The sequence below is a fragment of the Aequorivita sediminis genome, from assembly GCF_032080575.2.
Taxonomy (GTDB): Bacteria; Bacteroidota; Bacteroidia; order Flavobacteriales; family Flavobacteriaceae; genus Aequorivita; species Aequorivita sediminis.
On record NZ_JAVLSO020000002.1, the window covers coordinates 37433 to 51809 of the forward strand.

Annotated in this window: 14 protein-coding genes and 1 tRNA gene; 8 read left to right on the forward strand and 7 right to left on the reverse strand. The window is 34.2% G+C overall.

Features of this window, described 5'->3' with window-relative positions; genetic code table 11:
• Positions 1-22: 22 nt before the first annotated feature.
• The 3 genes from RT250_RS03640 to RT250_RS03650 form a co-directional block, all read right to left on the reverse strand.
• Positions 23-1804 (reverse strand): tetratricopeptide repeat protein, encoded by a 1782-nt coding sequence (locus tag RT250_RS03640; protein WP_313112253.1) that lies wholly within the window; start codon positions 1802-1804, stop codon positions 23-25.
• 294 nt (positions 1805-2098) lie between these two features.
• Positions 2099-2701, reverse strand: a complete 603-nt coding sequence (locus RT250_RS03645) for a hypothetical protein (RefSeq protein ID WP_313112255.1) — start codon at positions 2699-2701, stop codon at positions 2099-2101.
• 98 nt (positions 2702-2799) lie between these two features.
• The gene (locus RT250_RS03650) at positions 2800-3363 is read right to left on the reverse strand and encodes a DUF3109 family protein (protein ID WP_313112257.1); all 564 of its coding nucleotides are present in this window, start codon (positions 3361-3363) and stop codon (positions 2800-2802) included.
• A gap of 315 nt (positions 3364-3678) precedes the next feature.
• Here RT250_RS03650 and RT250_RS03655 point away from each other — a divergent pair, with 315 nt between their 5' ends.
• Both RT250_RS03655 and RT250_RS03660 read left to right on the forward strand, forming a co-directional pair.
• Positions 3679-4260, forward strand: a complete 582-nt coding sequence (locus tag RT250_RS03655) for a MarC family protein (protein WP_313112259.1) — start codon at positions 3679-3681, stop codon at positions 4258-4260.
• A gap of 47 nt (positions 4261-4307) precedes the next feature.
• Positions 4308-4505 (forward strand): hypothetical protein, encoded by a 198-nt coding sequence (locus RT250_RS03660; RefSeq protein ID WP_165145699.1) that lies wholly within the window; start codon positions 4308-4310, stop codon positions 4503-4505.
• 2 nt (positions 4506-4507) lie between these two features.
• On the opposite strand, the gene RT250_RS03665 is transcribed toward RT250_RS03660, so the two are convergent.
• The 3 genes from RT250_RS03665 to RT250_RS03675 form a co-directional block, all read right to left on the reverse strand.
• On the reverse strand, positions 4508-6139 hold the full coding sequence (locus RT250_RS03665; RefSeq protein ID WP_313112262.1) for a S41 family peptidase: 1632 nt from the start codon (positions 6137-6139) through the stop codon (positions 4508-4510).
• The gene (locus RT250_RS03670) at positions 6139-6573 is read right to left on the reverse strand and encodes a deoxycytidylate deaminase (protein ID WP_313112264.1); all 435 of its coding nucleotides are present in this window, start codon (positions 6571-6573) and stop codon (positions 6139-6141) included. The genes RT250_RS03665 and RT250_RS03670 overlap by 1 nt, the downstream gene beginning before the upstream one ends.
• Positions 6574-6786: 213 nt before the next feature.
• Complete coding sequence (locus RT250_RS03675; protein WP_313112265.1) at positions 6787-7365, reverse strand: HupE/UreJ family protein; 579 nt, start codon at positions 7363-7365, stop codon at positions 6787-6789.
• A 345-nt stretch (positions 7366-7710) separates the two neighbouring features.
• On the opposite strand from RT250_RS03675, the gene RT250_RS03680 reads away from it, so the two are divergent.
• The 3 genes from RT250_RS03680 (at position 7711) to lipB (ending at position 11163) form a co-directional block, all read left to right on the forward strand.
• Positions 7711-9090: a T9SS type A sorting domain-containing protein gene (locus RT250_RS03680; RefSeq protein ID WP_313112267.1), complete on the forward strand. Its 1380-nt coding sequence runs from the start codon at positions 7711-7713 to the stop codon at positions 9088-9090.
• Positions 9091-9460: 370 nt separating this feature from the next.
• Positions 9461-10420, forward strand: coding sequence for a lipoyl synthase (gene lipA, locus RT250_RS03685; RefSeq protein WP_313112268.1), 960 nt, complete (start codon positions 9461-9463; stop codon positions 10418-10420).
• A 29-nt stretch (positions 10421-10449) separates the two neighbouring features.
• Positions 10450-11163, forward strand: a complete 714-nt coding sequence (lipB, locus tag RT250_RS03690; RefSeq protein ID WP_313112269.1) for a lipoyl(octanoyl) transferase LipB — start codon at positions 10450-10452, stop codon at positions 11161-11163.
• A 242-nt stretch (positions 11164-11405) separates the two neighbouring features.
• On the opposite strand, the gene RT250_RS03695 is transcribed toward lipB, so the two are convergent.
• Positions 11406-11487, reverse strand: a tRNA-Leu gene (locus RT250_RS03695).
• A gap of 267 nt (positions 11488-11754) precedes the next feature.
• On the opposite strand from RT250_RS03695, the gene RT250_RS03700 reads away from it, so the two are divergent.
• The 3 genes from RT250_RS03700 to pth all read left to right on the forward strand — a co-directional run bounded on the left by RT250_RS03700 (position 11755) and on the right by pth (position 14376).
• Positions 11755-12693, forward strand: a complete 939-nt coding sequence (locus tag RT250_RS03700; protein WP_313112270.1) for a ribose-phosphate pyrophosphokinase — start codon at positions 11755-11757, stop codon at positions 12691-12693.
• A gap of 342 nt (positions 12694-13035) precedes the next feature.
• Positions 13036-13659 (forward strand): 50S ribosomal protein L25/general stress protein Ctc, encoded by a 624-nt coding sequence (locus RT250_RS03705; protein WP_139854241.1) that lies wholly within the window; start codon positions 13036-13038, stop codon positions 13657-13659.
• 81 nt (positions 13660-13740) lie between these two features.
• Entirely contained in the window at positions 13741-14376 is a 636-nt protein-coding gene (gene pth / locus RT250_RS03710) for an aminoacyl-tRNA hydrolase (RefSeq protein WP_313112273.1), read from the forward strand.
• Position 14377: the final 1 nt, after the last annotated feature.

Sequence of the window (14377 nt, forward strand, 5' to 3'; positions counted from 1 at the left end):
GATTATTAAGTTTTAATTGATATTAGTTTATCGCATCTCCGCGCAAAGTTCTATATTTTTTTCTAGCTTCAATAAAATAAATGCTATCGGCATAATTAAAAATTATTGCTTCGTAATGTTCTTTTGCCTTTACAGGTAAATCTAATTGATCTTCATAAATTTTTCCTAAGTGATAATGAGCGTCATCGGCTAAAATATCATCGCTATAAAATTCTATTATTTTCAGGTAGTTGCTTTCTGCTTTAGCGAATTCACCTATCTTTTCATAGATTTTGCCTTGCTTAAAAAGAGCTTCATCTTCAATTTTTTCACCTTTATGGTTGGTTAAAATATCGTCTAAAACTAAAATAGCTTCGGAGTTTTTATCTTGAAAAGCCAATAGATCTGCACGAGCATATTTTTTCAGCGCAGTTTGAGTAGTGTCTTCAATAGTATTATCGCTTATCAATAAACTTAGCTCCATAGCATCATTCGCTATTAGTTGGGATGTAGATTTTTTTAATACATCCAATTGCACTTGAGCCCAATCAAAATCGCCTTTAAAATAACTGGTGCGTGCCACTTTAAATCTTGCTTCTTGTGCAAGAACATCGCTCTGAACTTTCTTCTGAATTTGAGAATAGTAAATCAAGGCTTCGTTGAACTTTTCGTCAAACACCAAAATATCTGCAAGTTCCATTTTCACCCTAGCTTCTTGGTAAGCAGATAACGGCTCCTTAGCTAAGGCTTTTAAGTTTTTGATAGCCTGTTCTTTTTTGTTATTCTGAAAAGCTAAAAAATGGTTGTAATCTATTTGCAATAGATATGTTTCTCGTCCGCTTCCAAACTCTTCTAATAAACTTTCAAACTTTTTCTCTATATCGGCATATTCTTTTGGAGTGGCAGTTTTGACTTCCATTTGCATTAAAATCTGATTGCCTTGTAATCTACTTTGAGGTGTAAAGGAGTTTTCGATTAAGTAACTCACTATTTCTCTACCCGAAACATAGTCTTCATCTGCTATTGCAATATAGGCTAACTCTGTAATTCCACGTAATTCCACACCTAAGCGTTTGTAAATTGCTTTTTCCTGAACAAAAGCTTTTTTGTATTCTTTTTGTTGAATAAACAACCAGCTCAACAATTCGTTGTAAAGTACATCTGGGTTTTGTTGTGAGCGCTGAAGAAGAATTCTTCTAAGAATTTGATTTGCATCGTTATTTGAATCTTCAGTTATAAACTGACTAAAATAGCGTTGTGCTGATGACTTAAAGCTTAGGTTTCTTTCAATAATCTTAATATAGCTGTCAAACATTTTTTCGAGCTGCCCTTGTTCCCCGTAGATTCTAGCCAACTGCGTATGAAAATCCATTTTATCGTTTAAGCTCATTCCCTTCTCGTAGGTTGCAACAGCTTCATCTAATAGGCTATATTTTTGAAATGCCGCGCCCACATTATAAGCGAAATTTGGGTTTAAGTCTAGTGTTTCAATGGCTTTATTATAATTTTCAGTTGCTAATTCTGCTTTATTTTGAAGCGAATAATTGTATCCTAATTCTACATGAAGTTGAGGGTAATTTCGACTTCCGTTTAGCTTTTCATTTAATAGGGCTTCAACTTTAGAGAAATTTTCGAGTTGTTGATTTGCTTCCACCATTCCCAAAAAGAAATCCATTCGATAGGGATTTTGCTCGCTTAGTTTTTCGTAGATGCGAAGTGCTTTTTCAAATTCGCCTTGTTCAAAGTAATTTTTTGCCAAAGCATCGCTCTGCGAAAAGCTCGCTGTAGTTACAAATAAAATTAAAATGAGAAGAAAATTACGCATGCGGTAAATATAATGAAATGACTTGAGAGCTATTAAGTTCTGAAATTTTTTTAAAAATCTTACTTCAATCAATATACCACAAAAAAAAGGCCGCGATATCACGGCCTTACATATTTAACATTAAACAATCTCCTCACTTTTGTCTAATATTCAATAATTATATATTCAAATTTAAAGATATCATTTTGCGAAGTATAACACTATTGTAACAATCCTGAATACATATGTTCCAAAACACAAAAAGGGCTAAAAACACTACTGCTTTCAGCCCTTTTTAATGTTTTTTAAGTTGAATTAACCTAAGTCGTCTATATCTAATTCATCAATAGCATCCCAAGTTTCATCGAGATCCATATTAGTTCCAGTAGCATCTATATAGAAGCGATTGCCTTCCATAAGCTGAATTTTACTTCTATTATCTCTAGTTCTATATTCTTCAATAGCTTTAGTCCCTCCTTTAGTTGTGGTTCTTTTAAAACCATTTTCATCTTCTTCTTCAAAGTCTTGTGTCATTACCATTCTCATACCTGCTGTTGCAGCTGCCCCCATCTGACCGGCTCCATCGATAATATTAAAGCTAAATTTTTTAGACTTGTCTTCATTAGCATATGTAGCCTCAATAGATGAAATTCCCATCATCCCAGTTTGGCCAGCTTTATAGCTTATACGCTTCATACCATCAACTTCGTCGGGAAGCCAACTCTTAAAATCTTCGTTGGTTAGTGGAGTAGTTTCTTGCAGGTCTTTAATATCATCCTGCATTTTGGTCATTTCCTTTACAGCATTTGTAGTATTGGAGACCGATTCTCTTGTTTCTTTTACTTTTTTGCTCACAGGATTATCTTTACACGCTATAAGTGTACCCAGTATAAAAAGTGCTACTATAAATTTTCTCATAATTCTAAAATTTTGATTGCAGAAAAAAGGATTTCAGAAGCTAAGTTAAACAAAGCCAGTTAAATATGATTAGAATATACGAAAAATGGGGGAAACCCCTATAACTCAGAAGCCACTTTTTCTAGTTCAGTATACCAATTTTCGCCAAATTTTCTGATAAGAGCATCTTTTGTAAACTTATAAACGGGTACTTGAAGTTCTTTCCCTAAGGTACAAGCGTCATCACAAATTGGCCAACGGTGATAATTTACTGCAGAAAACTCACTATACTCTTGAACGCGTATAGGGTATAAGTGACAAGAAATAGGTTTTCTAAAGTCTATTTCGCCTGCGTTATAAGCGTCTTCGATTCCGCAACTTGCAATACCTTTATCGGTAAATGTTACATAAACACACTCCTTTCCAGCTACCAGAGGAGTCTCTAGTTCGTCTAAATCGGATACTACGTGAGTGCCTTGCTCTTCTATGGATGCAATTCCTTCAGGGCGAAGGAATGGTTTCACCTTAGGGTATACATCTTTTAAAATTTGTACTTCTTCCTCATTTAGGGGTGCTCCCGCCTCCCCTTCAATACAGCAAGCACCTTTGCAAGCGTTGAGGTTACAGACAAAATCCTTCTTGATTATGTCTTCGGATACTATTGTTTTTCCTAGTTGAAACATTTTGCAAATATACTACTTCGATACAATTTTACGCCTACCGGGGTTAAATCAAACAAATGATTCAATTTTAAATATGAAAAGCTTATTTATTTGTAACTTATTCATATATTTTCCTTACACTAGAACATGGAAGATTCACATGGAGGCTATTATCCAACCTTACACCTATCCTAATTCAATCATACCTATCCTAATTCAATCATTAGGTGTTAATATTCAATATCTTATGGTATTAAAAAAACTTTTTATTTTATTCTTTATTTATTTTATTAGACCAAACATAAAACTTACTTTTGCCGCCTGAAAAATTTCGCTATGCTATTAAATTTTAAGGAGATACTAACGGCCACTATGGTTCTTTTTGCTGTAATCGATATTATTGGAAGCATTCCAATTATTATTGGCTTACGTGATAAAGCAGGTCATATTAATTCTGCAAAGGCATCCATAATTGCGGCGATTGTTATGATTCTATTTCTTTTTCTCGGGGAGAGTATCCTAAATCTAATTGGCGTAAATGTTAATGAATTCGCTGTTGCAGGTGCATTAATTCTCTTTTTTATTGCTTTAGAAATGATATTAGGAGTAACTCTTTTTAAAGAAGGAGATACAAACCCCGATATGGCTTCAATATTTCCTTTAGCCTTTCCATTATTAGCAGGACCTGGAAGTTTAACTACACTCCTTTCATTACGTGCGGAATATGAAATTCAAAATATAATTGTAGCTATAGTAGTAAACATTGTAATTATTTATACTGTACTAAAAACTTCAGGAAAATTGCAACGCTTTTTGGGAAAAAACGGAATTGCTGTGATTCAAAAAGTTTTTGGTGTAATTTTGCTAGCAATTGCAGTAAAACTATTTACTTCAAACATTCAACTGTTATTCAATTAAATTTTAATCGGATACTATTGAAAAACTGAATTTAATAAAATATTACTATGAAAGTATTTATCTACATCTTGATGGCTTTATCATTCGCCTTGATAATTTTTAACGCTACAAAATTAGAGTTCGATAACATTCTTGTGGGAGATAGCTCAGTTGCGGTATTTGGTATACTAGCTGGAATGTGTTCTTTTATTTTACTTGGAATATTATTGATTTCTAAGAAGATAGCTTCTAAGGTAAAGAGATAATCTTACTCTTCTTTTTCTGAAGAATTAGCAGCTGCTTCTAATTCCAATACTTTGTGAAGCATAGGATCAGTTTCATTGAGTATAATCTCAAACTGATTAGGACCATACAACTGTTGCGCAATATTTGCTTTCAATAATCTTTTTAGCTCTTCGGTATAATTAGACAAGTCTATCTGAGCCTCGTTAAGCCGAGCATATTCAATAAATTCAGTAGCTAGACTATCATCAGCCTGATAATTATTTCTGAATTCTTCAAAGTTCATTCCTTCAAATTTAACTCTGTTCTTTTCGAGATATTCAAAAATAAAATAGCTCATAAACCCACTTTTTGAAACGTATTGCAGTGTTTCGTTTTCCACACTTGTATCTTTAGGAACAAACACATCCGGAATTATACCACCTCCACCATAAACAACCTTTCCTTTAGGAGTCGTATATTTTAAAGAATCAGCAACTTTAATACTGTCTAAATGGATTAACTCACCATTTCGGTAGCGTTTTTCATAATCGCTATAGTAATTATCATTCCCATTGCCATAAGGACGCTGTATGGAACGACCAGTTGGAGTGTAATAGCGCGCAATTGTTAACCGTACTGCACTTCCATCACCTAAAGACATTTCCCGCTGTACTAACCCTTTTCCAAACGATCTTCTCCCCACAATAATACCTTTATCATTATCTTGGAGTGCACCAGCTACAATTTCACTTGCCGAAGCTGAGTTTTCATTAATTAGAACATAAATTTTTGCATGATGAAACTCGCCACGACGGGAAGCGTAGGTTTTGTTTATATCACCACTTTTATTTTTTGTGATAAGAATAAGTTTGTTGTTTTCTAAAAACTCGTCTACGACTCTTTCTGCAGTAGAAATATACCCCCCAGGGTTATCACGAAGGTCTAAAACCAAGTTAGATACGCCATCTGCTTTTAATTTTTCTAAAGCTCGTTCAAACTCTTTATAAGTAGTTTCAGAAAAACGGTTGAGCTTTATATAGCCTAAATCATCTGTAATTTTATACGAAGCATCAACACTAATAAGCGGCACTTTATTTCTTCGTACAGTTATATCAAGTATTTTTTTCTCGCTTGGACGATAAACATCTAATGCGACTTTGCTGTTTATTTCACCTTTTAAATAACTAGAAATACTGTCGCGATTAATTAGTTCGCCAAAAAGTTTTTTACCATCGGCATAAAGAATACGATCACCGCCTTTGATACCCGCTTTTTCAGCTGGCCCTCCTGTAATTGATCTTTTAACAGCAATAGTATCCTTATAGATGTAAAAACTAACCCCTATTCCTGTAAAGGCTCCACGCATATCATCGGCAGTATGTGCATAGCTTTTCTTCGGAATATAAACCGAGTGAGGATCAAGATTTTCAAGGATTCCATTTACGGTAACATCCACAATACTGTCTGTGTTTACATTATCTACATATTCGTAATCGATGTAATCTATAAGCCTGTTTAGTTTATCTTTTTTTGAACTAGTTGCGAATATTTTTTCAGTTTTGTCTCCAAAATTGAATTTCGAACCTATAAATACGCCAATAGCAAGTGCTAATCCAACCCACAGTGGTAAGTATTTTCTGTGTTTACTAAAATTTGTGGGATTATTGTCTGTCATTATTCTGTTTCCAAATCTGGAATATGTTGAATGCTAATTCCTGCCTTCTCTAAAAAAGCGATACCAGCATTATCTTTATACTCATTTAAATATACTACCCTTGTTATACCTGCTTGGTGAACCAATTTGCTACATTCCTTACATGGCGACATGGTAATATATAGCGTTGCACCTTCGCACGATTGTGTACTTGAAGCTACTTTTAAAATTGCATTAGCTTCCGCGTGTAATACGTACCATTTTGTTATGCCTTCATCATCTTCACAGCAATTTTCAAAACCTGTTGGAGTACCATTGTAGCCATCGCTAATAATCATCTTATCTTTAACAATAAGCGCACCAACTTGTTTACGCTTACAATAAGATAACTTACTCCACTCTCGTGCCATCCTTAAATAAGCAATATCGTATTTACGTTGTTTACTGTCTTTCATACATTTAAATAGGTAGCGAAATTAGTAGGAAGTTACGCTACTACCAAAAAAAATAGTGTTAAGTTGTTGCAAAAAAGAGTCGAAGCGCGAGAAGGTTATCAATTAAGAAAAGTGCTGTATTAAATGTAAATCTACTTCACCGTTGAATTTTGAAAACGTCAAGCTTTATATCAATTTTACTTCCCTTTTCTCTATAATACTGTGTCCCTTCTCTTAAAAAATCCAATTATCAACCAACATCGGGATGACCATTCCTATTACAATTGAAGATAAAACCAAAATCCAATCACGTATATTGAGGCGGAAAATACTTTGAAAAATAAACGCAAAAATTAACAAGACTATTACAACTATTATTTGAGCCGCTTCTATACCTAAGGCAAATTGTAATAGTGGAAGTAGTTTTCCATCACTTTCTAATGCAGTAAAGAATGTTGCGAAGCCCAATCCGTGTATTAATCCGAAAAACAAGGTAAGCACATAAAAAACAGTCATTTTATCGTTTTTCTTATGCTTTTTGGCAGTGATCAGATTATAAACAGCCGCCATCAAAATAGTTATTGGTATTAAAAACTCAATAACACTACTTGAAACACTTATCACGTTATAATTTACTAATACTAACGATAGTGTGTGTCCTACGGTAAATAGAGTAACCAAAATTAGCAGCCTTTTCCAAGATGAAAATGTATAAGCCGCACTAAGCACTATTAAAAATAAAACGTGGTCGTATGCTCTCCAATCTAAAACATGGTTTAGACCTAGATTAAAATAAAGCCAAAAATCTGACATTGGGGATAATAATTATGGTATTACGCCAAATATAGAGATAATGTAGAAGAATTCGCTTATGTTTTCAAGTCAAATACTTAGATATATTTAATAATTCTAGGTGTTTGTTAAGTAATTTAATAAATTATTAAAAGAAAAGAGTACTATTTTTCATTTACATCATTCTACATATTACACTTAAATTTTAATAACACCAATTACTTTATTAACATTTTCACTAATGATAGTGTTTGTTATTTATTAAAACGACAACAAAACGCACGTTATCGCTTATCAGTACAGCATTTTAAAAAAATTTTTGTTTGTCTTTTTTATAATAGATTTGCGGAAAACCCTATAATTTAAATGATGAAAAAATTACAATTCTTTTTAGTATTATTTTTGGCATTCACGACCTTTGCCAAAGCACAAACTTACCCTACAACAACTTGGAGCGACCTTGCCGATACTAGTTGGTACGATTCTGCTCAAGATGAATTTACACTTTCTACTGCAGAAGAGTTAGCTGGTTTAGCTCAATTGGTTGCAGACGGAAACTCTTTTGAGAGTAAAACCATTATAATTGGTGCAGACATAGATTTGGATGGAAACTTATGGACTCCAATTGGTGTTAAATTTGAAATTCCTTTTTCTGCAACTGTAGAAGGAAACAACCATATTATAAGTAATTTGTGGGTTAACATGCCAGAAGAGGAAATGGCAGGATTATTTGGCCATACTCAAAGTGCTTCTTTTTCAAATATTCATATTGACACTGCAAATGTAATTGGCGATGACAATACAGGAGCTTTAGTAGCTAACCTTTACGACAATGGTTTAATTGCAAATTGTAGCGCTGTTAACGTAAACGTAACTGGTAAATATACAACTGGTGGATTGGTTGGTGGATTTTTAACGAGCTCTACTATCACTAAAAGTCACGCAATTGGTAATGTTACAGGTACGCTTCAAGTAGGTGGTCTTGCGGGGACAGGCTTTGATGCTTCTGCTGTAATTGAATGCTACTCTGAAGGCACGGTAACAGCTGATCTATTATCAGGTGGATTAGTTGGTTCCTATCCCTTTGGATTTTCAGGAACTAATACAATAGACAATAGCTATTCAAGATCTAATGTAGTTGCTAACGATGAACGCGCAGGTGGTCTAATTGGTGGTGGAGACAATTTTTTAACAATTAAAAATTCATATTCTACTGGAACGGTAACTGCGCCTGATTACGCAGGTGGATCAATTGGATTATTCGGTCAAATAGTGGTTGAAAATTTGTATTTCGACTCAGAATCTTCTGGAATGACAGATGGTGTGGGTGGAATACAAGGGCCTCCAGTGACTCCAGACGTTACTGCACTTACTACCGCCGAAATGAAATCTGCTGAAACAGTAGATTTATTAAATGCAGGTTCTCCTGAAGCACCTTGGGCTATCGATTCAAGCGTTAATGAAGGTTATCCGGTATTAAACTTTGTTTTAGGTGTTCAAAACAACAATTTTGATGCAACTGAAGTAATCGTTTATCCTACTGTTTTTGATTCTGAATTTACCGTTGCTTCTACCCTAGAGTTAGATTCATACCAAATTTATAATATCTCTGGAGCTTTGATTTCTAGTGGAAAGTTAAACGGAAAATCAACAAACGTTTCCGCAAGTAATCTTTCAACTGGTAACTATATCGTAGTAATTCGTTCTGCTGAAGGAATGGTTTCAAAAAGAATAATTAAGAAATAATTGATTCTAAGTTTTAAGAATACAACTTTAAATATTCAAAAATCCTCAGAGCTTTTCTGAGGATTTTTTTATTCTTTTAACTTGATGATTAGCCTTTAAATGAATATTATTTTCGCCATAATTATCAGCATTACAATTCTTTAAAATTATTTTTAAATATAAAGCATCCTTTTAATAGCTATAGCGTCCATCTTATGTTTTAAATGTTTACAGTTTTAGAAATATAATCTTCAAGTATTGGCTGTAGTTCCTTAGTATAAATGTCCATATAGTTTTTTGTTCATGTAAACAAAGCTTACCTGAAATCTGTAAAATTTTTCAGCAGAAATTAATCTATATAGATTAATTTAGCCAAAAAATAACTTTTGAAATGAGTACATCACCTAATTCCATTCTAGATCAAGTAAAAGACGCTCGAGAAGAAGGAGAACAAGCTTTAAAATTTAAAAGAAAACCAGCTTGGTTAAAAGTGAAATTTCCTTCTGGAGAAAATTTCACTAAAGTTCGAGGTATTGTAAACGATAATAAACTACATACCATTTGTCAAAGTGGAGGCTGCCCAAATATTGGCGAATGCTGGAATGCTGGTACAGCGAGTTTTATGATTCTAGGAAACACCTGTACACGAGCATGTAAATTTTGCAATGTAAATACTGGTCGTCCCGATGCTGTAGATATTGGAGAACCCAAACGCGTGGCAGAAGCTATTTTTAAAATGAAAATCAAGCACGCTGTAATTACATCGGTTGACAGGGATGAATTAGCAGATTGCGGATCAACAGCTTGGGCAAATACTATTCGTGTTGTTAAAAAAATGAACCCTAATCTAACTTTGGAAACTTTGATTCCGGATTTTAAAGGTGTTGAGGAAAATATTCAAAGAATTGTAGATGAAGCACCAACTGTAGTGTCTCATAATCAAGAAACCGTAAGAAGGTTGTCTCCGAGTGTTCGTCCTCAATCTAAATACGATCGAAGTCTATCTGTACTTCAATATTTAAAAGAAAATGGAATGCGTACCAAATCCGGAATTATGTTGGGATTGGGAGAAGAATTTGATGAAATTCTGGAAACTATGCGTGATCTTAGAACCGTAGGAGTTGATATTATTACCATTGGTCAATATTTAAGACCATCAACAAAACACTTAGCTGTTGAACGATTTATAACACCTCAAGAGTTTCTACAACTTCGAGATGAGGGATATAAAATGGGATTTGATTATGTGGAAAGCGGACCGATGATTCGATCTTCTTACCATAGTGAAAAGCAAACAATCCCAGGATACGGAATTAACACCTGGAAAGCGGCTCAGGCTAAAAAAGCTTAATATTTCAGTGAAGTTTAATCATTAAGGCTATGAATCAAGTTAAATTAAAAATTCTAGGGACAATTCCATATAAAGATGCGTGGGATCTTCAGGAAGAATTATTAAAAAACGTGATTTCGAAGAAGAAAGACCCAAACAAATCGGAAGAAGTTGAAAACACTTTATTGATTTGTAGACATCCGCATGTTTATACCCTCGGGAAAAGTGGGCATTCAGAGAATTTATTATTCAGAAAAGAAGAACTCGAAAAAAACGGAATTGAATTTTACAACACAAATCGTGGAGGCGATATCACCTATCACGGGCCAGGACAACTTGTAGCCTATCCGATTTTGGATTTAGAAAAATTTGGAAGCAGTATTCATCTCTACCTTAGAAATCTTGAAGAGGCTGTTATTCAAACGCTTCAGGAATACGGAATTAAAGGGGAAAGACTTAAAGGATATACAGGAGTTTGGATAGAACCTGAAACGTATAGAGCCCGCAAAATTTGCGCAATTGGCGTTAGATGTAGCCGATGGGTTACCATTCACGGACTCGCTTTGAATGTCAACACCGATTTATCTTATTTTAAAAACATCGTACCCTGTGGCATTACTGACAAGGGTGTAACTTCAGTAAGCATTGAGTTGAATAAAGAAATAGACGAAAACCAACTGAATGAAGTTTTTATCCAGAAATTTAAAGAGGTTTTCAATGTTGAAATACCAAAGGCGCAAACGCTGTTAACAGTTATAGAATAAATATATAGAGGTCACTACTATATTAAAAATCAATTTATTTTTTTTAAAAAACTGTTTAAAAAATGATTGTGACACTCTCAATATAGAATTTTAAAGCTTGAAAATTTTACCACTAAAAGTCTTTATATTTCAACTGATGTTGAAGATATTCTCGGCTGCCAATCCTTCCTAACAACCCAAACTCTAATATATAGATAACCGATATAAAAAAAGCTCCAACATTGTTGTTGGAGCTTTTGCAGTACTCGAGGCGGGAATCGAACCCGCACGTCTTGCGACATTGGATTTTGAATCCAACGCGTCTACCAATTCCGCCACTCGAGCAATTGGGGATGCAAAAATAAGTAAATAATTGTAAAATATTGATTATTTATTCGGCGTATTTAAAATAAAATTTTTGTTTGATTTACTTGTCCTCAATGCGAAATTTATCGAGAAGTTCTTATTTCTCATTTTAAATATACTTTAGTTCTTCTCGGCACATTATTTTGAGTGAATCTGAATTGATTTTTTTTGTTTCGATAAAGGGCAAATTATCAAAGTGACTATCGATTAATTTTTACCTTTGCACCAAAACCAATAATCTGCCTTATGCCAAATATTGCTCCAACCCCGAAAATTTTTGCCTGTAAACAAAGTGAAGAACTTGGAAAAAAAATCGCTGATGCTTTTGGTATCCCACTCGGAAAAGTAATTACTTCTCATTATTCAGATGGAGAATTTCAACCTTCTTTTGAGGAATCTGTACGTGGAAGCCGAGTGTTCTTAATTGGATCAACCTTTCCAAATAGCGACCATTTAATGGAGCTATTATTAATGATAGATGCTGCAAAACGCGCTTCTGCAAGACATATTACTGCTGTTTTACCTTATTTTGGGTGGGCACGACAGGATAGAAAAGACAAACCTCGTGTCCCTATTGCTGCAAAACTTGTAGCTAAAATGCTTGAAACTGCTGGTGCTACTCGAATTATTACAATGGACCTGCACGCAGATCAAATACAAGGATTTTTTGAAAAACCTGTAGATCACCTTTTTGCTTCAACTATATTCCTACCGTATTTAAGAAGTTTAGAACTAGATAATCTTACAATTGCATCTCCAGATATGGGAGGCTCAAAAAGAGCCTATGCATATTCTAAGTTTTTAGAAAGCGATGTAGTTATTTGCTACAAACAACGCGAAAAAGCCAATGTAATTTCTTACATGGAATTAATTGGGGATGTAAAAGGAAAGAATGTCGTTCTTGTTGACGATATGGTAGATACTGCTGGAACTCTTACTGCAGCTGCAGACCTTATGATGGAGCGCGGTGCATTAAGCGTTAGAGCTGTATGTACTCACCCACTATTATCAGGAAACGCATACGAACGCATTGAAAAATCTCAAATGTTAGAATTAATCGTTTCAGATTCAATTCCTACAAAACCTCATAATAAAATACGCGTGATTAGCTGTGCAAATCTTTTTGCAGATGTTATGTTAAGCGTAAATGCTAATAAATCAATTAGCAGTAAGTTTTTAATGTAGCTTCGGTACGATTCCGATAAAACGCTTAAAAGCCTTCTATCGGAATCACTCAGCTACCCTTTGTTCTTCTAAATAATTAACCTTCTATTAGATAAAATTTCGAAATTCCCCCTGCTACGATTTCGAGGAAAAATCATGGGTATTGAGAGATTTAGAAAGCAAGGGAACATATTAAAAAAAATCTACAACTCTTGATATTTTGGACTGTTTCTTGATTCGATTATCAGTGAGGCATCAAAATGTTGAAAACATAAATCGTAATTCCAAAATAAACCATATCTTTGCACTCCCTAAAAAACAGCTTTTTAGGGAGTTTTTATTAATAAACAAATTTCAAAAGAAATGAAATCTATTACAATTAAAGGATCAAAAAGAGAAAGCGTGGGCAAAAAGGCAACTAAAGCCCTACGTAATGCTGGAATGGTTCCTTGCGTAGTTTACGGAGGGGAAGAACCAATTAGTTTTTCAGCAGAAGAAATTGCATTTAAAAACTTGGTATACACTCCAGACGTACACACAGTTGTAATCGACCTAGGAGGCGAAACAGTTAAGGCTATCCTTCAGGACATCCAATTTCACCCTGTGACAGACCGTATTCTTCACATCGATTTTTACCAAATCTTCGATGATAAAGAAGTTACTATGGAAATTCCAGTTCGTACAACAGGAAACTCTCGTGGTGTTCGTAGTGGTGGTACTTTACGTATTGTTACTCGTAAATTAAGAGTGAAAGCTTTACCAGAAAATCTTCCAGATTTTATTGAAGCAGACATTACTGATATGCGTATTGGTAACAAAATGTACACTAAGTCTCTTAAAACAGATAATTACAAAATCATGCACCCAGACAACACAGTTATCTGTCAAGTTAGAACATCTCGTACTGCAATTGCTGACGTTGATGAAGACGAAACTGAAGATGGTGCAGAAGCTACTGAAGCTGAAGAAGCTCCAGCTGAAGCATAAGTTAATCTTATTAAAGATAAGCGAGAAGCATCCTGTTAATTCAGGGTGCTTTTTTTATTTTTACCAAAGATTTTAAAAAAGATGTTTTCTATTATTAAAAAGTTCTTTTCAACTAAAGAACATCATACTATTTCAGAAGAAACAGATCCTATGAAAAAATTTCTTATTGTAGGCCTAGGAAATATTGGTCCAAAATATGCAAATACTCGTCATAATATCGGGTTTAAATTACTCGATTTTTATGCAGATAAAAACTCACTTACTTGGGAAACAGCAAAATTGGGAGATATTGCTTCACATAAAGTAAAGGGACGAACATTTATTTTTCTGAAACCAAGCACTTTTATGAATCTTAGCGGAAAAGCTGTAAATTACTGGCTTGATAAAGAAAAAATTCCCTTAGAAAATATGCTGGTAATTACCGACGACCTAAATTTAGCTTTCGGTACAATTCGCATTAAAACAAAGGGTAGTGATGGAGGACATAATGGATTAAAAGATATCCAAAACACCCTACAAACAACCAATTACAACCGTTTCCGATTCGGAATTAGCGATGCATTCTCGAAAGGAAAACAAATAGATTACGTTCTAGGAGAATGGGATGAAGAAGAAAACAAATCACTCCCTGAACGACTAGAAGTAGGTTGCAAAGCAATTGAGTCTTTTGCGCTTGCTGGAATGAAAATAACTATGAATACCTTTAACGGAAAATAAT